Source organism: Rhizobium sp. LARHSG275 (genome assembly GCF_052871115.1).
The window spans coordinates 68,402-90,465 of record NZ_JBIXJN010000024.1 but is presented as its reverse complement, the minus strand read 5'-3'; the positions used below and the strand labels follow the sequence as shown (position 1 = coordinate 90,465).

The 22,064-nt window shown below is 58.9% G+C and carries 24 protein-coding genes and 2 pseudogenes; 16 read left to right on the top strand and 10 right to left on the bottom strand.

Features of this window, described 5'->3' with window-relative positions:
- Positions 1 to 353: 353 nt before the first annotated feature.
- The 10 genes from ccoN to ACIPSK_RS27535 all read left to right on the top strand — a co-directional run bounded on the left by ccoN (position 354) and on the right by ACIPSK_RS27535 (position 9,338).
- Positions 354 to 1,976, top strand: a complete 1,623-nt coding sequence (gene ccoN / locus ACIPSK_RS27580) for a cytochrome-c oxidase, cbb3-type subunit I (protein WP_020486316.1) — start codon at positions 354 to 356, stop codon at positions 1,974 to 1,976.
- An 8-nt stretch (positions 1,977 to 1,984) separates the two neighbouring features.
- The gene (ccoO, locus tag ACIPSK_RS27575) at positions 1,985 to 2,719 is read left to right on the top strand and encodes a cytochrome-c oxidase, cbb3-type subunit II (protein ID WP_003549661.1); all 735 of its coding nucleotides are present in this window, start codon (positions 1,985 to 1,987) and stop codon (positions 2,717 to 2,719) included.
- A gap of 8 nt (positions 2,720 to 2,727) precedes the next feature.
- Positions 2,728 to 2,880, top strand: coding sequence for a CcoQ/FixQ family Cbb3-type cytochrome c oxidase assembly chaperone (locus ACIPSK_RS27570; RefSeq protein ID WP_017969139.1), 153 nt, complete (start codon positions 2,728 to 2,730; stop codon positions 2,878 to 2,880).
- A 1-nt stretch (position 2,881) separates the two neighbouring features.
- The gene (ccoP, locus tag ACIPSK_RS27565) at positions 2,882 to 3,745 is read left to right on the top strand and encodes a cytochrome-c oxidase, cbb3-type subunit III (protein ID WP_065277073.1); all 864 of its coding nucleotides are present in this window, start codon (positions 2,882 to 2,884) and stop codon (positions 3,743 to 3,745) included.
- Between the two features lie 11 nt (positions 3,746 to 3,756).
- Positions 3,757 to 3,942, top strand: a complete 186-nt coding sequence (locus tag ACIPSK_RS27560; RefSeq protein ID WP_017969137.1) for a hypothetical protein — start codon at positions 3,757 to 3,759, stop codon at positions 3,940 to 3,942.
- A 199-nt stretch (positions 3,943 to 4,141) separates the two neighbouring features.
- Positions 4,142 to 5,710: a cytochrome c oxidase accessory protein CcoG gene (ccoG, locus tag ACIPSK_RS27555; RefSeq protein ID WP_446533081.1), complete on the top strand. Its 1,569-nt coding sequence runs from the start codon at positions 4,142 to 4,144 to the stop codon at positions 5,708 to 5,710.
- Complete coding sequence (locus ACIPSK_RS27550) at positions 5,707 to 6,192, top strand: FixH family protein (protein WP_024323142.1); 486 nt, start codon at positions 5,707 to 5,709, stop codon at positions 6,190 to 6,192. Before ccoG ends, ACIPSK_RS27550 begins: the two co-directional genes overlap by 4 nt.
- Positions 6,189 to 8,474: a cation-translocating P-type ATPase gene (locus ACIPSK_RS27545; RefSeq protein ID WP_446533080.1), complete on the top strand. Its 2,286-nt coding sequence runs from the start codon at positions 6,189 to 6,191 to the stop codon at positions 8,472 to 8,474. The genes ACIPSK_RS27550 and ACIPSK_RS27545 overlap by 4 nt, the downstream gene beginning before the upstream one ends.
- Entirely contained in the window at positions 8,471 to 8,629 is a 159-nt protein-coding gene (gene ccoS, locus ACIPSK_RS27540; RefSeq protein WP_003549679.1) for a cbb3-type cytochrome oxidase assembly protein CcoS, read from the top strand. The genes ACIPSK_RS27545 and ccoS overlap by 4 nt, the downstream gene beginning before the upstream one ends.
- A gap of 34 nt (positions 8,630 to 8,663) precedes the next feature.
- The gene (locus ACIPSK_RS27535; protein ID WP_017969133.1) at positions 8,664 to 9,338 is read left to right on the top strand and encodes a Crp/Fnr family transcriptional regulator; all 675 of its coding nucleotides are present in this window, start codon (positions 8,664 to 8,666) and stop codon (positions 9,336 to 9,338) included.
- A 146-nt stretch (positions 9,339 to 9,484) separates the two neighbouring features.
- Here the strand turns inward: ACIPSK_RS27535 and ACIPSK_RS27530 are convergent.
- The 5 genes and pseudogenes from ACIPSK_RS27530 to ACIPSK_RS27510 all read right to left on the bottom strand — a co-directional run.
- Positions 9,485 to 10,114 (bottom strand): annotated as a pseudogene (locus ACIPSK_RS27530) (IS66 family transposase); the annotation flags it as partial.
- Positions 10,105 to 10,382, bottom strand: a pseudogene (locus ACIPSK_RS27525) (hypothetical protein); the annotation flags it as partial. The pseudogenes ACIPSK_RS27525 and ACIPSK_RS27530, both read right to left, overlap by 10 nt.
- An 84-nt stretch (positions 10,383 to 10,466) precedes the next feature.
- Positions 10,467 to 11,186 (bottom strand): Crp/Fnr family transcriptional regulator, encoded by a 720-nt coding sequence (locus ACIPSK_RS27520; RefSeq protein WP_017969130.1) that lies wholly within the window; start codon positions 11,184 to 11,186, stop codon positions 10,467 to 10,469.
- Between the two features lie 368 nt (positions 11,187 to 11,554).
- Entirely contained in the window at positions 11,555 to 12,592 is a 1,038-nt protein-coding gene (locus ACIPSK_RS27515) for an RcgR family putative quorum lactone hydrolase (protein WP_017969129.1), read from the bottom strand.
- On the bottom strand, positions 12,582 to 14,192 hold the full coding sequence (locus tag ACIPSK_RS27510; protein WP_017969128.1) for an RcgA family putative transporter: 1,611 nt from the start codon (positions 14,190 to 14,192) through the stop codon (positions 12,582 to 12,584). The genes ACIPSK_RS27515 and ACIPSK_RS27510 overlap by 11 nt, the downstream gene beginning before the upstream one ends.
- Positions 14,193 to 14,538: 346 nt before the next feature.
- On the opposite strand from ACIPSK_RS27510, the gene ACIPSK_RS27505 reads away from it, so the two are divergent.
- Complete coding sequence (locus tag ACIPSK_RS27505) at positions 14,539 to 15,216, top strand: hypothetical protein (protein WP_017969127.1); 678 nt, start codon at positions 14,539 to 14,541, stop codon at positions 15,214 to 15,216.
- On the opposite strand, the gene ACIPSK_RS27500 is transcribed toward ACIPSK_RS27505, so the two are convergent.
- From ACIPSK_RS27500 to ACIPSK_RS27480, 5 genes are all read right to left on the bottom strand, one after another.
- Positions 15,213 to 17,234 carry a relaxase/mobilization nuclease domain-containing protein gene (locus ACIPSK_RS27500; RefSeq protein WP_446533079.1) on the bottom strand — a complete coding sequence of 674 codons (2,022 nt, stop codon included), beginning with the start codon at positions 17,232 to 17,234 and terminating at the stop codon, positions 15,213 to 15,215. The two genes, ACIPSK_RS27505 and ACIPSK_RS27500, sit on opposite strands and share 4 nt — an antisense overlap.
- Positions 17,200 to 17,592 carry a hypothetical protein gene (locus tag ACIPSK_RS27495; protein ID WP_017969125.1) on the bottom strand — a complete coding sequence of 131 codons (393 nt, stop codon included), beginning with the start codon at positions 17,590 to 17,592 and terminating at the stop codon, positions 17,200 to 17,202. The genes ACIPSK_RS27500 and ACIPSK_RS27495 overlap by 35 nt, the downstream gene beginning before the upstream one ends.
- 3 nt (positions 17,593 to 17,595) lie before the next feature.
- Positions 17,596 to 17,997: a hypothetical protein gene (locus tag ACIPSK_RS27490; RefSeq protein WP_017969124.1), complete on the bottom strand. Its 402-nt coding sequence runs from the start codon at positions 17,995 to 17,997 to the stop codon at positions 17,596 to 17,598.
- A gap of 4 nt (positions 17,998 to 18,001) precedes the next feature.
- A complete protein-coding gene (locus ACIPSK_RS27485) occupies positions 18,002 to 18,751 on the bottom strand; it encodes a ParA family protein (RefSeq protein WP_017969123.1) in 750 nt (249 codons plus the stop codon).
- 139 nt (positions 18,752 to 18,890) lie between these two features.
- Positions 18,891 to 19,289: a hypothetical protein gene (locus ACIPSK_RS27480; RefSeq protein ID WP_017969122.1), complete on the bottom strand. Its 399-nt coding sequence runs from the start codon at positions 19,287 to 19,289 to the stop codon at positions 18,891 to 18,893.
- A 128-nt stretch (positions 19,290 to 19,417) separates the two neighbouring features.
- Between ACIPSK_RS27480 and ACIPSK_RS27475 the strand changes: the two genes are divergently transcribed.
- The 5 genes from ACIPSK_RS27475 (at position 19,418) to ACIPSK_RS27455 (ending at position 22,049) form a co-directional block, all read left to right on the top strand.
- On the top strand, positions 19,418 to 20,089 hold the full coding sequence (locus ACIPSK_RS27475; RefSeq protein ID WP_017969121.1) for a hypothetical protein: 672 nt from the start codon (positions 19,418 to 19,420) through the stop codon (positions 20,087 to 20,089).
- Positions 20,090 to 20,157: 68 nt separating this feature from the next.
- Positions 20,158 to 20,739: a thermonuclease family protein gene (locus ACIPSK_RS27470; protein WP_246733282.1), complete on the top strand. Its 582-nt coding sequence runs from the start codon at positions 20,158 to 20,160 to the stop codon at positions 20,737 to 20,739.
- Positions 20,736 to 21,332 (top strand): thermonuclease family protein, encoded by a 597-nt coding sequence (locus ACIPSK_RS27465; RefSeq protein ID WP_017969119.1) that lies wholly within the window; start codon positions 20,736 to 20,738, stop codon positions 21,330 to 21,332. Before ACIPSK_RS27470 ends, ACIPSK_RS27465 begins: the two co-directional genes overlap by 4 nt.
- A 23-nt stretch (positions 21,333 to 21,355) precedes the next feature.
- A complete protein-coding gene (locus ACIPSK_RS27460; protein WP_017969118.1) occupies positions 21,356 to 21,670 on the top strand; it encodes a hypothetical protein in 315 nt (104 codons plus the stop codon).
- A 7-nt stretch (positions 21,671 to 21,677) separates the two neighbouring features.
- Positions 21,678 to 22,049 carry a hypothetical protein gene (locus ACIPSK_RS27455; protein WP_017969117.1) on the top strand — a complete coding sequence of 124 codons (372 nt, stop codon included), beginning with the start codon at positions 21,678 to 21,680 and terminating at the stop codon, positions 22,047 to 22,049.
- The last annotated feature ends 15 nt before the right edge of the window (positions 22,050 to 22,064 follow it).

Below are 22,064 nucleotides of genomic sequence, written 5' to 3'. Positions count from 1 at the left end.
GCGCATCGCTCCATTGGCGACGGCTCGACGTCGTACTTCACGCATGTCCTCTCGCCGGCCTACACCCCCTGACATGCAGAGATTGCGCAAGCGAGAAAAGCATCTGGGTCGCTCGGCTGCGGCGTGCAGTTCCTCCGAAAAGTGCTGATCTGCATCTTCGTGTTTGTCGTTTCAGCGTAGCTATCAGACTGGCGTCCAAGCCCTTTCACGAATGAAGCAACCCCGCACATAGTGGGAAAACGCTGGCCTAGTTTGACTTGGATCAAGACGCCAGCACCGTCTTCATGACAGTCCTGGCGCAAGTACCAAAAAGCCGGCCGGAAAGCGGCCGTCTGTGCACTGAGGACGATATCATGAATTACACAACGGAAACGATGGTGATTACGGTCGCGGCGTTTCTGGCGCTGCTAGGAGCTGCATTCGCACATGACCACCTCTTTGCAGTCCACATGGGTATTCTCTGCTTCTGCCTGCTCGCGGGTGCTGCCCTGCTGGTCAGGAACGTTGATTTTTCGCCGGCAGGCCAACGGCGGAAAGTCGATATATCAGGCTATTTCGACGAGGTGATCCGGTATGGCCTGATCGCCACGGTATTCTGGGGCGTGGTCGGCTTCCTCATTGGCGTGGTCATCGCGCTGCAACTGGCCTATCCCGACCTCAACATCGCCCCTTATCTCAATTTCGGAAGGCTGCGGCCCGTTCACACATCGGCGGTCATCTTCGCCTTTGGCGGCAACGCGCTGATCATGACGTCGTTCTACGTGGTGCAACGCACCTGTCGCGCACGTCTTTTCGGCGGCAGCCTGGCCTGGTTCGTATTCTGGGGCTACCAGCTTTTCATCGTGATGGCTGCGACCGGATATGTTCTCGGAATCACCCAGGCCCGTGAATATGCCGAACCTGAGTGGTATGTCGACCTCTGGCTGACCATCGTCTGGGTCGCCTATCTCGCCGTGTATCTTGGAACGATCCTGAAGCGCAAAGAGCCGCACATCTACGTGGCAAACTGGTTCTATCTCGGCTTCATCGTCACCATCGCCATGCTGCACGTGGTCAACAACCTTGCGGTTCCGGCCTCGTTCCTTGGCTCCAAGAGCTATTCTGTCTTCTCGGGCGTCCAGGACGCGCTGACCCAATGGTGGTACGGCCACAACGCCGTCGGCTTTTTCCTCACCGCCGGCTTCCTGGGCATGATGTACTACTTCGTGCCGAAGCAGGCCAACCGACCGGTTTATTCATACCGGCTCTCGATCATCCACTTCTGGGCGCTGATCTTCATGTACATCTGGGCCGGCCCGCATCATCTGCACTACACGGCATTGCCCGATTGGGCCCAGACGCTCGGCATGGTTTTCTCGATCATGCTCTGGATGCCCTCCTGGGGCGGAATGATCAACGGTCTCATGACCCTTTCAGGCGCCTGGGACAAGATCCGCACCGATCCGATCATCCGTATGATGATCGTCGCGATCGCCTTTTACGGGATGTCGACCTTCGAAGGCCCGATGATGTCGGTGAAAACCGTCAATTCGCTCAGCCACTATACCGAATGGACGATCGGTCACGTGCATTCCGGCGCTCTCGGCTGGGTGGGAATGATCACCTTCGGGGCGATCTACTACCTGACGCCGAAGCTATGGGGACGCGAGCGTCTCTACAGCCTGCGGATGGTCAACTGGCACTTCTGGCTCGCAACCCTCGGGATCGTCGTCTACGCCGCCGTGCTTTGGGTTGCCGGCATCCAGCAGGGGCTCATGTGGCGCGAGTACAATTCCCAGGGCTTCCTCGTCTATTCCTTCGCGGAGACGGTCGCGGCGATGTTCCCCTACTACGTGCTGCGCGCGGTCGGCGGAACGCTTTACCTGGCGGGTGGTCTCGTCATGGCCTGGAACGTGTTCATGACGATCCGCGGCCACCTGCGCGACGAAGCTGCAATCCCAACCACTTTCGTGCCCCAACCACAACCTGCCGAATGAGGTGAGACATGGCATCGATACTAGATAAACATCAGATCCTCGAGAAGAACGCGACGCTTCTTCTCGTCGGCTCGCTGCTCGTCGTGAGCATCGGCGGCATCGTCGAAATCGCACCGCTGTTCTACCTGCAGAACACGATTGAAAAGGTGGAAGGCATGCGGCCGTATACGCCGCTCGAATTGGCCGGCCGGAACATCTACATCCGCGAAGGCTGCTACCTCTGCCACAGCCAGATGATCAGGCCGTTCCGCGACGAGGTCGAACGCTACGGCCATTATTCGCTCGCGGCCGAGTCGATGTACGATCATCCTTTCCAATGGGGATCCAAGCGAACCGGGCCGGATCTGGCCCGTGTCGGGGCACGTTACTCCAACGAATGGCATGTCCAGCATCTCGCGGATCCACGGGCGGTCGTGCCGGAGTCGATCATGCCGAGTTACGCCTTCCTCAAAGAGCAGAGGGTGACGGTCAAGGACGTGGGAATGGACCTGAAGGCCAATGAGGACGTGGGCGTGCCATACAACGACGACATGCTGGCGAATGCGGAGGCCGACATGAAGGCCCAAGCCGATCCGAACGCAGATACGACGGCCCTGCTTGCCCGCTATCCGAAGGCGAAGACCGGCGATTTCGACGGCGATCCTGCTGCGCTGACCGAAATGGATGCCCTGGTGTCCTACCTGCAGATGCTCGGAACGTTGGTCGATTTCTCGACCTACGACGACGCGACCGGCTACCGATGAGGTGATCCATGGAAACCTACACTGCAATGAGACACTTCGCCGACAGCTGGGGCCTTCTGGCAATGGCGGCATTCTTCGTCGGCGTCGTTGTGTTCACCCTTCGCCCAGGCAGCAAGCAAACGGCGAAAGAGGCCGCCGATATTCCCTTGAAGGATGATTGAGATGTCGGAAAAACATATCGATGAATTTAGCGGCGTCGAAACGACCGGACATGAATGGGACGGCATCCGCGAACTCAACAATCCGATGCCCCGCTGGTGGGTGTGGACCTTCTACGCCACTATCGTCTGGGCCTTGGGCTATGCGATCGCGTATCCCGCGATCCCGATGGTTACCGACGCCACGAAGGGCATGCTGGGTTTCTCCAGCCGCGCCGAGTTGCAGCAGAACCTGGATCAGGCCAAAGCATCGCAGACGACACTGCATGATCTGATCGCCGCCAAGACGGTGCACGAGATCGATTCCGATTCTGCCCTTCGCGAATTCGCGGTCGCCGGCGGCGCGTCTGCATTCAAGGTGAACTGCGCGCCGTGCCATGGCTCGGGAGCAAGCGGCGGGCCGGGATTTCCGAACCTCAACGACGACGATTGGCTGTGGGGCGGAGACCTGGATGCCATCCAGGCGACGATCGCGCATGGGATTCGCTTCGATGGGGATACGGACACTCATACTTCCGAGATGCCGCCCTTTGCCGATGTTCTGGATCCCGTCCAGACAAGGCAGGTCGCGGCTTACGTCTGGGGACTGACCAATACACCGTCGGACCCCGGTCTCGCAGAGGCCGGAAAGCAGGTCTTCCTCGATAACTGTGCCGCATGTCACGGCGACGACGCCAAAGGAAAGGCCGACATGGGCGCGCCGGATCTCGCCGATGCGATCTGGCTGAAGGCACGCGGCGAGGATGCGATCATCCGTCAGGTGGCCGCTCCCAAGCATGGCGTCATGCCTGCCTGGGCAGGGCGTCTCGGCGACACGGCGGTCAAGGAACTTACCATTTTCGTGCATTCGCTTGGCGGCGGGACGTGAGGAGAAAAGCCATGGCAGCTCACGGCCACAACCCGATCCTCGATCTCTATGGCACGCCGCGCGCTACCATACGATCACGTGTGTCGGCGCGCGCCAAGGCCACACCGCCACCGTCCGATCAGGACGACCCGGCAAAGATCGGCAATTCGATCGTAAGTTTGACCTGGGTCAAGGACCACAAGCAGACTCGCCGTTAGTCCCTAGCCTCGTCGAGGATGTCCCAATCGTGCCTTTCCTCGGCAGCTCCTGCGGGCCGCGCCCTCTGTCCAGGGCGTGGCCTGTTCCTTTTCGGGAAGATCACTTTCCCACGAGATTGCATTTGGGCATTTCTTGATCTGCATCAAGGAACGGATGCGCGGCAGATGGGACAAGGGCGGGTGAAATCGGATAGGTCCCATGAACCTCTACACTGCACCAGATCCCGATAACATCGAGCGGCTCAATGTCGAGCCGGTCAATGCCCGTCGCAACCGGCAGCCTCTCTACACACCTCGGAAGAAGGTTTTTCCCAAGCGTGCAGAGGGACGATTCCGTCGGTTCAAGTGGATCGTCATGCTGATTACGCTTGGCATCTACTATCTCGCGCCATGGATTCGCTGGGATCGCGGTCCCTACGCGCCTGACCAGGCAATCCTCATCGACCTTTCTTCACGGCGCTTCTTCTTTTTCTTCATCGAAATCTGGCCTCAGGAATTTTATTATGTAGCGGGTCTCCTCGTCATGGCGGGATTCGGCCTGTTTCTCGTCACTTCCGCGGTTGGCCGCGCATGGTGCGGCTACGCTTGTCCGCAGACCGTCTGGGTTGATCTTTTTCTCGTCGTCGAACGTGCGATCGAAGGCGATCGAAACGCGCGAATGAAGCTTGACGCTGGTCCCATGAGCTTTGCCAAGCTGAGGAAGCGCGTCGTCAAACATTCGATTTGGCTGCTGATCGGCGTCGTCACGGGCGGAGCGTGGATCTTTTATTTTGCCGACGCGCCGAGCCTGCTTGTTTCGCTGTTCACCGGCCGCGCTCCTGCAGCCGCCTACACCACCGTCGCCATCCTTACTGCGACGACCTATGTGCTCGGCGGTCTCATGCGAGAGCAGGTGTGCACCTATATGTGCCCGTGGCCACGCATCCAGGGTGCGATGCTCGACGAAAATTCTCTCGTCGTCACCTACAATGACTGGCGGGGCGAGCAGCGGTCGCGTCACGCCAAGAAGGCTTTAGTCAATGGCCTATCGGTCGGGGATTGCGTGGATTGCAATGCCTGTGTGGCGGTGTGTCCGATGGGAATAGACATTCGCGACGGACAGCAGATGGAGTGCATCACATGTGCGCTCTGCATCGACGCCTGCGACGGTGTCATGGACAAGCTCGGAAAGCCTCGCGGCCTGATCGCCTACGCCACGCTGAGCGAATACTCGGGCAACATGTCGCTTGCTACGGATGAAGGACGAACGGCCGTCCAGCCATCCAGGGTTCGAAACGAGGATGGAACCTTCGTTCCGGCGATCCGGCACTTCAACTGGCGTATCATCTTTCGTCCGAGAACCGTGTTTTACGCAGTCGCCTGGACGTCGGTCGGCGTGGCCATGCTCGTCCATCTCACCTTTCGGGAGCGCCTTGAACTCAACGTCGTTCACGACCGAAACCCCCAATATGTTCTGGAAAGCGACGGCTCTCTGCGGAATGGCTACACGCTTCGTGTTCTGAACATGGTGCCGACGCCGAGGGATGTGAACATAAGCCTGGTCGGGCTGGAGGGGGCGACGATGCGCATTCCCGAGTTCGGCAAGGAAGACGCTCGCAGCTTTACAGTCCACGCCGAACCCGACGCGGCCACGACGCTCAAGGTCTTCGTTACGCGCAAGCCTACCGGAGCTGCGATCAACGAATTTCTGTTCGTTATCGAAGATACCGATCATGCCGATCGGGCAACCTACCGCGCGGCGTTCAATGCACCGGGAGACATCAAATGAAGACCTCCGCTCAAGGTTTTACAGGCCTGCACATGCTGCTTGCGACCTCGGCATTCTTTGGCGTGGTGATCGCGGTGAACGTCACCATGGCCTTCTATGCCTCCTCCAGCTGGAGCGGTCTGGTCGTGGAAAACACCTATGTCGCCAGTCAGGAGTTCAACCGCAAAGCGGCGGCGATGAAGGCAATGGCCGCTTCCGGCATCGAGGGCAACCTCTCCATAAAGGGGCACGAGATCCGCTACGACATTCACGACAAGAGCGGATCTCCTGCGATCGTCGACGACGTCGTTCTGAATTTCAAACGGCCCGTCGGAGACCACGAGGACTTCCTCCTTACGCTCAGGAAGACAGCCGCGGGGCGATTCGAAGCGGAGCATGATCTAGCCGAAGGTGACTGGATCGTCGAGGCCATCTCGCGAAACGGCGGCGTGGTCGTCATGCATGAGGCAAAACGCATCCATACCGCGGAGTTAGACCAATGACCTGCTGTACCATGGACGCGGAAAGCGTACTTGCCCTCAGCACGACATCATTCAGTGCCGAAGAGGTCCGCCTTGCCAGCCAGCCGCTCGGCGAAGGATTGCGCCAGCTGGACCTGAGCGTTCCCGACGCCCACTGCGGTGGCTGCATTTCGACCATCGAAAGGGCGTTGTTGACGCTTCCCTTCGTCAAGACAGCGCGAGTCAATCTCACGGCGCGAAGGGTGACCTGCGTCTACCAGGAGGAGATCGAGACGGGCGCAACCGATCCGTCCAAGATCCTCGCAGCGATCAACGCGGCCGGATATCGCGCACATCTCTTCACCCCCTCAGCTCCCGAGAACGACAAGACTAGAAATCAACTTCTCCTCGCGATCGGCGTGTCCGGTTTTGCCGCCGCCAACATCATGTTGCTCTCGGTATCGGTCTGGTCGGGCGCAGATGCTGCGACGCGCGACATGTTTCATTGGATCTCGGCGATGATAGCAGCGCCCGCGCTGGTTTATGCGGGGCGCTTCTTCTTCAAATCGGCCTCGAATGCGCTGCGGCATGGGCGCACCAACATGGACGTTCCGATTTCGCTCGCCGTGACGCTGTCCTATGCCGTTTCATTGTGGGAGACCGTCCATCACGGCGAGCATGCGTGGTTCGACGCTTCGGTCTCGCTGCTCTTCTTCCTGCTGATCGGCAGAACCCTCGATCATGTCATGCGGGAAAAGGCTCGGGCGGCGATCAACGGACTCGCTAGACTGGCCCCGCGCGGAGCATTGCTGATCAATCCGGACGGGTCGCGACGCTACATTGCGGTAGATGAGATCGCGGCGGGGGATGAAATCTCGATAGCCGCAGGCGAACGGGTTCCCGTCGATGGCATAGTCGTCAGCGGAGAGAGCGACCTGGACCTCTCCATCGTCACCGGCGAGAGCAGCCCGGTCGCCGTCGCCAGCAACAGCGAAGTGAGTTCCGGGGCGATGAACCTGACCGGCTCCCTCGTGTTGCGGGCGACGAGAATTGCCAAGAATTCGCTTCTCTCGGAGATCATCGGCCTCATGGAAGCCGCCGAGGGCGGAAGAGCTCGCTATCGCAGGATCGCCGATCGCGCTGCGACACTCTATTCCCCGGTCGTGCATCTGCTGGCGCTGGTCTCCTTCCTTGCCTGGGGCCTCCTGGGCGGAGACTGGAAACAGGCCATGCTGGTCGCCGTAGCGGTGCTGATCATTACCTGCCCGTGCGCATTGGGTCTTGCCGTACCCGTGGTCCAGGTCGTCGCCGCGGGCGAACTTTTCCGGAAGGGCATCATGGTGAAGGACGGCTCAGCACTCGAAAGACTGGCCGAGACCGACACCGTGGCCTTTGACAAGACGGGCACCTTGACGATCGGCAGTTCGCGCCTTGTCAGAGTGGACGCCATGGACGAGAGCGCCCCCGCGATCGCCCGTGGATTGGCGGCGCATTCACGGCATCCCCTTTCTCGGGCCCTGGTACGGGACACCGAGACCGACCTCATGTCCTTCGACATCGTCACGGAAATCCCCGGCGGGGGACTGGAAGCCAGGAACGGAGCAGATGTCTATCGATTGGGCAACGCGGCGTTTGCCTGCGGAACCAGCGTCGTGCCCCGCACCGCCGACAGTCCGTTCTCGGAAGTGGTCCTGTCGAAGAATGGCGTCGATCTTGCCCGCTTCTTCTTCGATGACACGCTTCGTCCGGGTGCTTGCGAGGCCATTGACCGGCTCGATGCAGCCGGCCTTGAAACGCTGATCGTGTCCGGAGACAGGCAGACCGTCGTCGACAATACGGCACATGCCCTGGGTATCGACAGGGCTTTGGGCTCTCTGACGCCGAAACAGAAGGTCGAGGAATGCCAGAGGCTGAATGGCGAAGGTCGTCGCGTGCTCATGGTTGGCGACGGGATCAACGACGCCCCGGCACTTGCAGCCGCGCATGTCTCGATGGCGCCGGCCACAGCCTCCGATATCGGCAGACAGGCGGCCGACCTGGTTTTCTTCAACGATCGCCTTGACGCTGTTCCGGAAGCGATCGCCGTTGCGCGACGATCCGCCAGCCTCATCCGGCAGAACTTCGCTCTCGCCATCGGTTACAACGTTCTAGCAGTGCCGATCGCCATCGCCGGATTGGCGACGCCGCTGATAGCGGCGGTGGCAATGTCGACATCCTCGATCATCGTCGTGACGAACGCCCTGCGCCTGAACGCCTTCGGCAAGCGTCGGGATATGCACATTCGAGGGCGGATCGGCAGGAGTGCGGAGGTCAAAGCCGCATGAACATGTTGATCTATCTCATACCGATCGCGCTGTTGATGGGAGGAATAGGGCTCCTGGCATTCCTTTGGTCGCTGAAGAGCGGCCAGTATGACGACCTTCAAGGCGCCGCCTGGCGGATCCTCGCCGAGGACGAAACCGATCAACGAGAACCCTGACCGCACAGTGGGTCCAAACACGAAAGGAAGATGGATGCTTGCGAAAAATTCTATGCTTCTGCAGTCTGACCTGTTTGCTGGTTTGGATCAGGCGACTGTGGAGCAATTCACCGCAACGGCTGAGTTTCGAACCTTCGCCGCTGACGAGAAGATCGTAGCCGAGGGCCAGCAGGCATTGTTCGTTTACTGCGTCATGAACGGGTTTGTGCGACTTTCAAAATCGGAATCCGCCGGGCGCGAAGCGGATATCTGCGTGTGCGAGCCGGGCGACACCTTTGGAGAATATCTACTCGCAGGTGGCGGCTCCTACGCTTATAGCGCGCGGTCCGCCGACGGGGCCGAGGTCGCGCTGTTTGCGCTTGCGGAGTTGCAGGCGTTCGCCGACCAACATCCGGTCGTACACAGGAACGTCATGCGCATCATGGGCAGGCACCTGCTCGGCGCGATGGATTGTATTGCGGGAGACCGCTTGCTCACAGCCGCGCAACGGGTGGCAAACTACCTTATGAGCCGCTGCCCCGCCTCGGTGGCGGCCACCTCGCGGGTTACGTTCCGCCTTCCTTACCGAAAGCGAATCCTGGCCGGCAAACTGGGACTGGCGCCGGAAGCCCTTTCCCGCGCGTTTGCGGCGCTCGCCCCGTCGGGGGTCGAAGTCAGAGGCAAGGTCGTTCTGGTCGATAGCGTCGACCTGCTTCGCGAGGCGTGCTAACCTTCACTAACCTACAGATCCGAAATGAGGCTGGAGCAGAAGCGCCTCACGACAGTCGGATGGCTGATTTGATTTCGATCAATCCCGCCTCCGACACATCTCAGCGATCAACAACAGTTCTGTATGCATCCGGTGAGGGCCGTAGGTTAGGCTGCTTGAGCGCTCAGTTCGTGTGGCTGCCAATTCCACGGAAGTACTTGCTCCAGCTTACTGATTGGCGTGTCGGCGATGCGGGCCAGGACGTCAGCAAGCCAAGCCTGCGGATCGATGTCGTTGAGCTTGGCACTCATGATCAGCGTCACTATCAAGGCAGTACGATCAGCGCCGCGATCGGATCCGGCGAAGAGCCACGACTTCGTCCCAAGTGCAAAACCCCTGAGCGCGCGCTCGGCGGCATTGTTCGTGAGACAAATCCGGCCGTCGTCGAGGAAAGACACGAAGCCGTTCCATCGCTTCATTATGTAGTCGATCGGCTCTGCGACCGGAGAACTGCGCGACAGTTTTGCCCGCTCGGTTTGAAGCCTGCGGTGCAGTTCGCCGACAAGCGGCAGGCGTGCTTCCGCACGGCGCTCCAGACGTTCCGCTGCGGCAAGCCCGTTGATCTCACGCTCGATGTCGAACGGCGCATCGATCCGTTTGACGGCTTCGAGCGCCATAGGCGAGATCAGCGCGGCGCGGCTGCCGCGTTTGGCATTTGTGGCGATGTCCGCCAGCACGAAGAACTTGCGCTTCACGTGAGACCAGCAGAGCACCTGCGTCAGCGGCCCCGGATCGCGGTGACGCCAAGGATCTGCCGGTCTTCCAGGCCCTGGGCGATGCTCGGTGTGGCATAGCCGGCATCCAGGCCGTCCGCGCCTACATCAAGATCGGCCCTGTAGTCGGCGCGCGACTTCTCGACCGTCCCAAGATCGTATTTGCCCTTGTTGGTATTGGCCTTCAGATGGGGGCGTCGACCAGCCCGTGGCCGCTCGCCTGTTCGACGATGTGATCGACGATGTTCCCGGCAACCGATATATCCTTGTAACGGCGGCGGCGGTTCTGAGTTCTTCTCGCTGGCGCACAGGCTGGCCTCGCCAATACTCGCGTCGTGATCACGCGTTGATCCCGAATTCGACGTCTGATCCCGTTCTATGCGCTGGTCATCCGCTCCAGCTGATCCATGTGGGGGACGATGATATGCCTGAAGTTCTCGATGCGAATAACGCCGCTCTTGCGCAGCGTGGTCATCTGACGGCTGACGGTTTCAATGGTAAGACCGAGAAAATCGGCGATCTCGGCGCGGGACAGCGGCAGGTCGAAAGCGGTGATCGTGGCCGTCTGCGGTTCGGCGCGGGTGGCGATCAGGTAAAGGAGGCTTGCGACTTTCTCGCCTGCAGTGCGCCGGCCGAGCGTCAGCATCCATTCGCGTGCGGCATCCAGCTCCTTTAGCGCCTGATCGTACAGGCTGCGCTGCAGCTTCGGCGTCGCCGATATCATCCGGTCGAGCAGGTTGCGGGGGAAGACGCAGATTTCCGCGTCGGTCGCAGCCTCGGCCGACAGCGTACTTTCGCGCACGAAAGGCCTGCCGACGAAATCGGGGGCGAATTGCAGGCCGACGATCTGCTGGCGCCCGTCCGGCATCAACTTGCAGAGCTTTACCACCCCGCGCATGATGTTCGAATGCACAGAGCTTTCCGAGCCCTGAGCAATAATCTCGTTGCCGGCTTCGACCTTGCGGCGCAGCGACTGGCGGCCGAGCTCCCGGAGCTGACCGCTCGACAGTGCGCCGCAGACGACGCCGTGCCGTGCCTTACAGGAAGCGCAAGCGACGGGAGTGCCGGCGTCGGAAACTCCACTGGGTGCGTCCATGTCCTGATCCCCTCGAAATCCGCGTGTGGCGTGGCTGTGCATGCGGCGCGTGCCCCAAACGATTACGCGGCGATTGCCAGCTCGGCTATCCCGATTTTTCCGGCGCGGCTTGAGGATTATCAATTTCGCCGGGACCGCGCTTTGATCCAGATCAAGTTTCCCTGCCATAGCTGCTATTGGAAGCGGCTGCCTAGACGCGAGGCCGTGGTCGTCTTTGCGCACGAGCATTTCCCAAATTGCACGACGGTCGCTCGCGACGGGGAAAGGTTTGAGGTCGAAAGGCAAAACATTATTGATTTCCGCATGGAACCGAGCGAGGTCAGTTTCGTGTGGAACTCCTCTTCTCGGAAATCTGCATCGCAACAACGTCATCTTCTGGGTTTGGTCAATGAGCCCTGAGTCTGGCGGAACGACAGAAACCGTTTCAGGCTCAAACCAGCCAACAATATGTAAGGCGGCATGCCGAGCGAATAGTGACCACAGTTTAGCTCCAAAATGTTTGGCCTAGCTCCGGCGGCCTTCAGCCTCTGCATGAACCCTTGTGATATCTCTGGCAGAACGACCTTGTCCCTCTTAGCCAACACAACGTGAAGTTCGAGATCGGTCCTTGCCAAATTGTGCGCGTAATTCTCTAGGTTAAGCGGACCCCACGCCCTTCTGAGATCGGTCAGCTCAATAACGGGTTCAAGGCTTTCACGTATCGATCGTGTCGCGCGCCCTGTCCAAACCATATCCGCGAGACTTCCCGCTGTAAGAAACAACGAGGCTTTTGACACAGCCAAGTCGCGCGCAGCGATTAAGCCTGCGACCCAGGAACCTAAGCTCATACCGAGAACAGAAATCTCTCGATAGCCTTCGCTTTTCAACCAACGAATGAGTTTTCGCCCGTCCCATACCGCCTGCCGTACAGACTGGATGGTTCGACCGAGATTAGGGCTAAGCATAAAATCGGCGTACACGGACCCGGAACGGCTGCGCTCGAAATGATAAGGCATAGCGATCTCGACAACCGTGATTCCACGCTGTGAGAAAAAGTTGGCGATCTGAGGATTGCGTGCACTCGCATTCCAGTGATGAAAAATCACCAACGCCTGATCGAAGGATCCGCTTTCTGTGATTTTTGCCCAGACTACATTGTTCTCTTCGACGCCAGTGGACATGTCCGACGGAAATTTGATCCACCCGTCTTGCCGTTGAAAATGCTGATCGTCCCCGCTCGGTTCATCGAAAAAGGCTGGATCAGCCGCGGCCTGGTCCGCGAGGACACAAAACTCGCCGATACTTCCTATGTTCTTGGCGCGTGGGAAGGCGAGGTTGGCATCAAGGACGAAATCGCTTATTTCCTTGGATTCCTCACCGCGCCTTGCCCGCCGCTCATCCCAACGATCAAGCCAACTATGATACATTCTGATTGCTTCCCCAGTCGCTCGCTCTCCATCGCCCAAGCTCTGGATCAATGAGGCCGTACATCGCGAGCAGCACTGCAAGGCACAGAAGGATCGAAAAGCCTGTAAATGCGTCGATCAGCAGGTAGCTGGTAAAAAGTAACCCTACTGCCGCTGACATCTTCCACATGGGAAAATGAAATCGGCTTCCGGCACCTAGACGGATAGAACCGTAAAGAAAAACGATAATCGTCGAAATAGCGATAAGAAGGCTGCTGTAGTGGGTCGGCATCCTGTAGCTGAATCCTTTGCCCATGTCTTTGCCCTCATACAAAGCTGACGACATATCGGCAAGCAGCCAAGCCACGATGTTCTTTCCATTCGACGCCAAGTAGGAGCTTTGGGCCTTCATGCATACGGCGATCAGAAGACCTAAAACAGTGCACCGAAAAATTCCGCGCATCACCCGTAAGCCGATTTCATGGACATGGTATTGACAATCAATTCGCGGCCGGCTCCTCGATGCTCCCCCGATTTTCCAAAGGTCATTAATCATCGTATGAAGCAAAATGAGACCTACGAAGAAGAGATAGAAGCACAAGCACATGTAGAGATAAGCGAACGCCGTGAATACAATCTCCATCGGCACCGATATGACTTCGGGCCGCACGAGCGCTAACTTGCCCCAATCTATCGCATAGTTGCCACCGCCTTTTACCAACGGGACCAAGCACACACCGATCCATTGAAACACACCGGCGAACAACACGCAGACGATAAAGACCGCCCAATATGTATACGAAGAAGCATCTACGTTTCGGGCCCAGGCGGCGTCGCTTTCCACACGATTGCCCGCCGCTATAATCCGTAAGCGTCCTTCATTTTTCCAAAACAACAGCAACTCTATGACGAACGCAAAAAACAGTGGCAAGAACACCATAAAGAGGAACGTCCAATTGGGCGCCCAGAGGAAACCTACCTGTTTGACGAGACCATCCGCCCGATTGTAAGTCGCGTTGTGGATCCCCACAATATACGAGAGAAACCCAAGGGCGGTGGCACCCGCAAACACCGACGCTGGTAGATCTAAGGTAGATCCGCGGCTAAATAGCGCCTCCGACCTCCTCGCCAAATTAAAACGTCGGCTCGGCTGATTAGCCTCAGTATCCCTTTCCAGCTTTGCCGGCGACTCCATCTCCTCATCGACGACATTCCGGGCCAGATTTGGAACCTCTGCCGCGGGGCTGCTTCCCGCTTTCTTCAAACCTCGCCTCTTCGCCGTTAAGCGAGATTGCGCCGCACTTAGCTCCATCTGCCATTCGCTTGTTGCTACCGGATCATCACACCCGAAGACCCTTGCCAGCCAACGAATATTGGTGGTGCTGATACCCTTCTCATTTTCTTGAAACCAAAGCTGGACCGTTCGTAGATCGACCCCGGTCCGGTTGGAATCGATGTGTGAAATCGCCTCAGCGAGAAGTTCCGGCGTCCACGGGCCTGCGGGAAAGCCATCACTTCCCAACGGCCGGCCCGCTCCTGCCGCGGCCAATTGTTTGAAGAGTTCTTTGAAATCACTTCCGTCTTTCGGCGGAGGGAGAAATAACTTTCCATTCTTTGGCAATGGCTTACCGGCTCTGGTTTCGTTTCGTTTCGGTAGATTTCGTGCGTTTGTGCCCGATCAACGGGTATCGCAACTACACGCAACTGCATAGCGATTCTACTATCAGGAGCAAAATTTTGAAGTTTGGGATGTTGATTTCAGAACAGATGAGCAGCGAGTGAGAGGAGGAAGCCATTTTGCCGCTCGCTTGTAGGAACGCCGGAGATTCCTCACCGAAACGCGCTGATTTCCCATCCGATAACCGGGTAACGACGACAATCGCCACCGACTGGCCCCAAGAGGAAGCTGCGCGTCATTTCGAAGTCGTGTGATGGCGAAGCTGGCTTCAAGGTTTGGAATTTAGCCAATGAACAATCATGCAAAATATGCAGACAGGATCTTTAGGAGGATCGGTTCAACCGGCCTCGTCATTTTTGAGAGAGATGGCACCCTCCTGAGAAAGACTAGTCCCTCCGGGGATTACATGCTCGGAGATATCAACGAAGAATTCGTTGAAATGTTAAGGCATCTGCGACACCTCAATGCTCGTTTCGGCTTTATTTCGGACGAGCGTGGGATGGACGCGGGTGCCTATGGAAGATCAGAATTCGCAACCCTGACCGAATTGCTTGACGCATTACTGAGCATCAGATGTGCCATACCGGATTTCTGGGTGACATGGAGTGACGTCCCACATGCAAGCGGAACCGGCCCTCAGCGCCAAGCGGATCGGCAACAGGAGGCTGGCGCCGGAGCGATCTTCCAAGTTATGGAGCGGTATGGGATCGGCAGGAAGGAAACCGTTTTCATCGGCAGCTCGACCGCTGGTAGCCTCGCTGCCGACGATGCGGGTGTCTCGGTAATCGACTACTTCAACAACCGAAGCGAGGGAACCGCTCAGGGTGCGGCCCTAAAGCGTGTCCCCAATTTGTCTCCGCCTGAAGCCACGGAGGTCCAGCGACTCCGCGCCAAGATCCAGGCGACGTTGGGCTGGTCCATCGCTGGAGAGCTTAACTGTGGCCAACAGTGCGGTTCGCAGGGTTAGCGGGTGCGGTCCCTGTCCTTCTCCTGAGGCGGGCGAAGCTTGATCGATTTTGGTATGTCGCGATCCCGCTGCTGGGGTTTCGGGCGCTCCCGATTCGAACGATCTGTTTCCGGCGCGTCATGCTCCGCATTAGACCGGGCGATGCGCGATGCGTCGAGAGAACGGTTGTTCGAACTCCTATTAACCACGCCCTGCTCCGCAATATGATCGCGACCGGCAGCCGACTTGGTTTCGAGGCTGTCCGAACTCCGCTTATCCCTGCCAGACTCCGTTCGGTCTCGATTCTTGTCAACGCGTGAGTCGAGCTGCAGCCCGACGACTTTGCCGATGATCTTCGTCGCCTGCTCGAAGATCAGCCGATCAGATGGATTGGCAATCTTCGCGGCAACCGTGAGCGCGGTGTTCGCCAGCGTTTCCTTCGCCGCCTTTGCTTGCGCGGCACTAATGGGTGTGGATCGCAGCATGTGGTCCTCGCCTTTCTCTCGTGTGGGATCACGGCCTTCGCGGACCGCTGTTTTAAGCCGCCCATATTCGCGCCGAAGCCCGATGGACAGATCCTGGCTGAGTTCTCGTGCGGTGCTCGGTGCACCGCGGTCCTTGGCAATACCATCCAGCATGCGAATGACGTGCCCGACCGAACGCCGGCTCTGGTCGAACCGCGTCCTGGCCTCCTCACGCTTCGGCGCCGTCGGCGTGTCGCGGAGCTTGGACATTACCTTTTCGACGATGTTCGACGGCGCCGTTGCTCCCATCCGGCGAAACATTTCCCACTCCCATCGTTTGACGGGCGGCGGGCCAGCACGTTCGAGGCGCTTCTGCCGATCGATCGGGATGCCGCGCTCCCGCGCCTTGTCAGCAAAACGGACCCGCCATTCGGTGAAGTCGCGGATATTGGGGTTGAGCATCTTTCCGCTCGCGTTGCGCAGCGCAACGATGACATGCAGGTGCGGATGCTTTTCAAGATCATTGCGATTATGGACGGCATAGGCGTAGCGGTGGCCCTCAAACTGCTCCCTCAGGAAATCTCGGCCCGCCAGGATGAACCGGTCGCGATCAACGTTGGCCGGCGCCGAGAGCAACAGGTGCATGAAGTCCCGCGGCTGGCGGGTCTGCATGAGAGCACCGACGACCTTGCCCTCGGCCGTCAATTCCTTGTGGTCTTTGGTCGTGACTTCGCGCCGTTCTCCGTCGCGCTCGTAACGGCCGCTCTTGCCAGGGCGGTCTCTAAGGTGTGTTTTCGTCGACAGCGTTACCTCCGCCCCTGCCTGTTGCATCGCATGTAGGGTGGCGGTCAGGCCTTTGGGCCCGGAGGAGAATTCAGCGGGATAGCGCGAAACCGGAGTAATACCGGCGCCGCGCAATACCTTGTCGAGTCGCTCATCGATCGCGCGGACATCATCGATTTCTGCAGGAATACGATTGGCGCTGCTTCGATCCGACCTGTCCTTCTTCTCGTGGGCAATTACCAGAGCAAATTGCAGACGGGTCTGCCCCTTCACACCCTCGCTGACGCTGAAGGCATAGGTTCGATCGCCGTCGCCCGGCTGACGGAACCCATCCTCCGCCAGCGAAGCGAGAGCGCGCCCTAAGTGCTCGCGGTTGGCTTTTTCAAGCTCGTAGGTCAGACGGAGAATGTCCTGGCTGCATTTCCGGTTGCCAAACTCCCTCTCCCAGGACCGGACGGCGGCACTGAGATCGGTGACCTCGCGACCGTCCTGGTCGCGCGCTTTCTCTTCCTTGCTTTGGTAGGCGAGGACGTTGCGGGCCGAACTCGCGCCGGCCCCGTAAGACAAGACCTTGACGACGACCGCATTGTTGCCGGCCGCACGGCTGAACGCCGAAGCAGCTCCGGGATGCTTGGCGGAGGGCAAGCCGGAATTCGTAAACGTCGACCGCTTCGCCGATCCACCGCCACCACCCCCGCGGCGCCGCAGCTCGTCTTCGATGAGATCGAAATAGCTCGGCAGCCGACGACTTCCGGGTCTAGATGCGGAGCGACTTCTGGACAGGTCGTTCATCGTGGCTCCTGATCAGATCGGCGATAAATGTGGACGGCCGGATGAAGGCAGCGTCGCGGATGGCATCAAGAGCTCTCATGACTTCTTCGAGCTGATGCGCGATCGCTTTGGTACTTTCGGCATGCACACTCTCCTCCGAGAGGAACTCCTCGTTCCGGAAGGCGAGATCTCGTAAAAACTGGTGCATGTTTGCCAGCTGCCGGTCGTGCTCCTCGAGCATCGCCGGAATGTGCATGATCTCCCTGGTGACAATGAGCTTGGCGACGATGTTGACGGAGACATCGAGCCTGCGGGCAAGGGCGTCGAGGTTGATTAAGACCTGAGCAGGCAGCCGGAACATGATGGCCGGTTCGCGCATCGACTACAGCCCCCTCGCCTTCAGAGCCTCGACAATCAGCCGGTGCGTCGCGGAGGACAGTTGCTCGTGACGCTCCAACGAAACTTGGAAGATCTTCGTCAGCACGTCGTCATCGAGATATAGCGAGATACGCTTGCGTTTCGTGGCTTCGCCTGCCGCTGTGGCGCCCTTGGAGGCCAGTCGCTCACGGCGTCGTTTTTTGTCCGGAGTGCGTATTTCCGGTGAACTGACGCTCGGCGTGACGCGCTCATCCTGCTCTTCAGGAGCCTCATCGGGCATTAGCATTTCAAGGTCGATATTGGTCGGCATATAGGAGGTTGCAGTTTCCTCCACCTCCTTGGCCTGATCCTCTCTCGATCGGGCAAGGGCTAGAATGTTGCCGGCCGGTGTTCTTTCCCCCGCCATCTCTCTAAGCCGCCTCCGCCTGCAGGAGGCCGATGAATTCGTTGTTGATCTTCTTGACGAGATCGATCGCATCGAGCACGCTCTCGCTTGCCCGGCGCTTGGCCGATGGGGTCAACGACGGGTTGTTCTCAATGCTGGCCAGCTTGGAATAGAGCGAGCCGAAGCCTGCCCCGACATCGCTGAAATGATTGCTCTTGCGGATGACGGTCTCCACCATGGGAATCCTGCCGCTCGTCAGGATCGCATGGACTTCCGGAAGCGACCTGTTATGTTTGAGAGCGATCATGTCGACATAATTCCAGATCGCCGCGTAAGGGATCGGTCCCTGGGGCCGTTTTTTGGATATCTCTTTCAAAATGGTTGCGACCTTGATCGCTGACGTCGCGGCGGTCGGTTCGGGAATAATCGGAATGAGAACGGCGTCACACTCGTGATAGACCTCGATCGCGCGTTGATGGACATAGCCGCCAACGTCATAGATCCGAATATCCGCCTCGGGCGCGTCGGCCAACCGGCCCCGAAACTGATCTCCGGGCGCCACTCGCAGGTGCAGCAACGTGCCGTCGGTCGGAAGCAAGCCGCGCTTCATCGAGACATTGTACCAGCGTGTCGACGACTCCTGCTCATCGCAATCGATGAGCAGCGTTCTGTGTCCCTGTTGCGCGAATTCCGCTGCAAGATTGACATTCAGCGTCGACTTTCCCGCACCGCCTTTGAACGTCGAGATAGCAAGCGAAAGTGGTTTGGCTGCCATTGAATTCCTCGCCCTTTGCAACAAAAGTCACCGCCGCTGCAAACTATCTTCCATCGCAGTGGCGGCCGACAGCCTCAGAATTTGGAGACAAGGACGTTGTGGGCTCCGGCGCCCTGCAAACGTGCCAGCTGCCTCTCCTTTAGGCCCGAAATTTGGCTCGCAACTGTTCCTGCCGCCGCGCGGCAATCAGATCATCATTCAGCCTGGTGATCTCGCGTTCTCGGGCTACATCCGCAACCGGATCCCTCGCCAGCCAAAATCGGAGGACGGGCAAGAGCAAGAATATGAAGAAAGCGATCGTGGCAGCTTTGAACCAGGAAGACTGAACATAAAGATCGACCACCCATCGCCACAGCGTTTGCGTCCATTCTGCCGGCAGAAAGGCATACGAAAAGGCCAGGGCAACGCCGTATGCAAGAAGGGACGCGACAAGAAGGCAGACGGCCGAGACGACCAAAAAGTTCGCGATCAATATTAAGAACCATGCCGCCCGAAACGGGAAGACAACAACCCTGAGCGCCTTTCTTGCCGCGGACATTACCCTTCTCCATCTGCACGTTTCCAGTGTCCAACAACACATACTGCAATCCAAGGCCATTTTCCAGACTTGCACTGCAGTATAATTTCGTGCATGCTCGAAACAGTCAACAGGTGACGGATGCGAGCATGAACAATGGCGCTCGGCGGTTCGACCGCCTCCTCTTTTGCACCCTTCTCAATGCCTTGATCGCCCTGCCCTCTGCCGCGCGGGCCGACACGGTCTCGGATTTTGTCGGCTATTATCAGAACGCCTACGCAGAGGGCCGGGATCTGATTCCTGGCCCACAAATACCGCTGGACATCTCATCGATCGCGTCCCGACTTGATCTGCAAACTGTTAGCCCAAAGGCCGCGCTGAGCGGCAGCGCCTTTCTCGGCGCCGATGGTGACGTGATCAAACTAGCCGGCGTCCAGGGTTGCCTCTCGGCCGAGCCACTGGAGTTTGCCGGAATGCCGACGACCTGTGCGATGATTTCGCTTGCCGGCATGACTGCGACGCTCGATGAGGCAAAGGCAGGTGCCGGCGACGCATTTCCTTGCCACGTTTTCGCGCAAAATCCCGGCAGACCGACCGTGCGTTTTGCTGAATGTTTTTTCGTCGAGAATGGCGCGGTTCGATCGCTCTCCGAAGCGCTCATCTGCAAGGGCTTGGCGTTCGCTGCCCGTGACCGCGCCGGTCGGCCTGTCTTCCCGGAATACCTGCAAGCCGAGGAAACCGCACGCGGTGAGCAGGCCGGAATCTGGGCAAACGGCCAGTTCACCCATCCTTACCACCCGGTCAATCCGTCGACCAATTGATGCGGATCGGGCTTCTTATGTTCATTTCGACGATCTCAGCTTCCGGTGTCTGTGCTGCCACGACAATCATGCCGATGCTCGCCGACGGCAATGTCGCGCGCGAACCGCATTTCTCGCCATCGGTCGTCCCTGTTCAGGCATCGCAAACCGACATTCCCTCGGCCGTTGACGCTGGTCGCGTCCAACCCGAATTCGTTCCGTTTCCGACGGAGGCACAATTCGAGACGGGCGACACCTGGATCTCCGGCGGGCGACGCTATCGCCTCTATGGTCTGCAGGCCTGTCTCCGGGGAACCAACGTCACCGTCTCTGCCGGCGTTGTCCGGGATTGCGGAGAGCTCGATCTGGTCATGGCGCAGGCGTTGATCCGAGACACGAGGCCCGTCTGCGCGACCATCAAAAATCTCGACCAGAACAACGCGGTCGTCGCATGCCAAACGACGACAGGCCGGCATCGGTACGACCTGGCAACCTATATGATTGCCCAAGGTTGGGGATTTGCCGCCGTCGACAGCGCGGGGCGACTGATTGTTCCAGGTTACCGGGTTGCGGAGGAATCTGCACGTTCGGCGCGCGCCGGACTCTGGGCCTATTCGGACCTACCGCATCCGGTTTCCGTTCTCCAACAACAGGCGGGGGCACAACAATGAGAGTTGCGGCTGCCTCGATACTATGGCTCGTAATGGTCCCGACGGCTTTGCTTGCGCAAAGCCGCCCGTCCGATGTGCCGCGTCAGATCTACGGCAAGGTTCAGGTCGTTGATGCGACCACGTTCGAATTCGTCAAGAGCCGACAGATCGTCCGCCTGGCTGGGTATGAAGCCCCTCGCCTTGAGCAGACCGCAACGAGCGATGGCGTGGAGTGGCCCGCCGGTCAGGTTTCGCGTGCCTGGATGATCCTCCGGACACTTGGGCAGAACGTCAACTGCGCGCCAATTGGCCGCGACACCAACAAGATCCTGATCGCTCATTGCTTTGTCGGCGAAACAAATCTGGCAGCAACGGCAATTGCGGAGGGTATCGGTTACGCATTCAACTACCGCAACGAGCCACAAGTCCCTGCATATTTCGATATTGAGCGGAAAGCCAGGGGGCTGGGCTTTGGAGTCTGGTCGTCACCGGACCTGCTTCCCCCTTGGCTTTACACCGCATCGACTGTGGCCGCAGAGAAGTCGGACGGCCAATCACCAGAAGCCGAGACGGGCCTGCCCCTGCCTTTGCCTGTTACCCAAGCGGCTCGGTAAACTCAAACGTGTAAGGAGATTGAATGAACCGCATCTATTGCTCCGTCGTTACCGCGGCAATCCTGCTCGTCCTCGCTCCGGTCGCGAGCGGCGCGCAAGATAGCGCCACTCCTAATCTGACCGATCAGCGTGATCCGGACTTTTGCGGCGCGGGCGGCGCCGGCTGCGATCCGACGGACGTGCAGCAATGGAAAGCAATTGGCAACAGGCTTGCCGACCTGTCATCGGCAGACCTTAGCCAATACGCTTACGCCTGCGCCAAGCATGCGGACTGGAAGACGGTGTGCGAGACCGATCCGGTTGCTGTCCTCAAGCGACTGGGCATCGAGGGGTATTGAGGTTCCGATGGCTAAGCGCCCCGATACCGCGGTTATTGCTGCCACCATCGCCCTCCTTGCTGGAACAGCGGGAGGATATGCGATCGGTGAGCTGGCGCGAACCGGTTATATCGCAGACCTGGAAAAAGAGATCGTCCGACTGAAGGAGTCGACGCAGCAACCATCGCCTGTCGACGCTCCGAGTGACGAAGAGGCAAGTGCTGCGATCGCGAAGTCAGGCCGTTCAATCAGGATCTCGGAGTGCAAGCCGCGCGAGGCAATACCTGGCGTCACGTGTACCGGCATCATCACAACAACGTCAGGCTCCTTTGCCGGCGTGGCGCAACCGGGCGTGCTTTCCTTTGCGAGGATCGACGGTGCCTGGGCGCAAATCCAGTAGTCGATAACGGAGGCG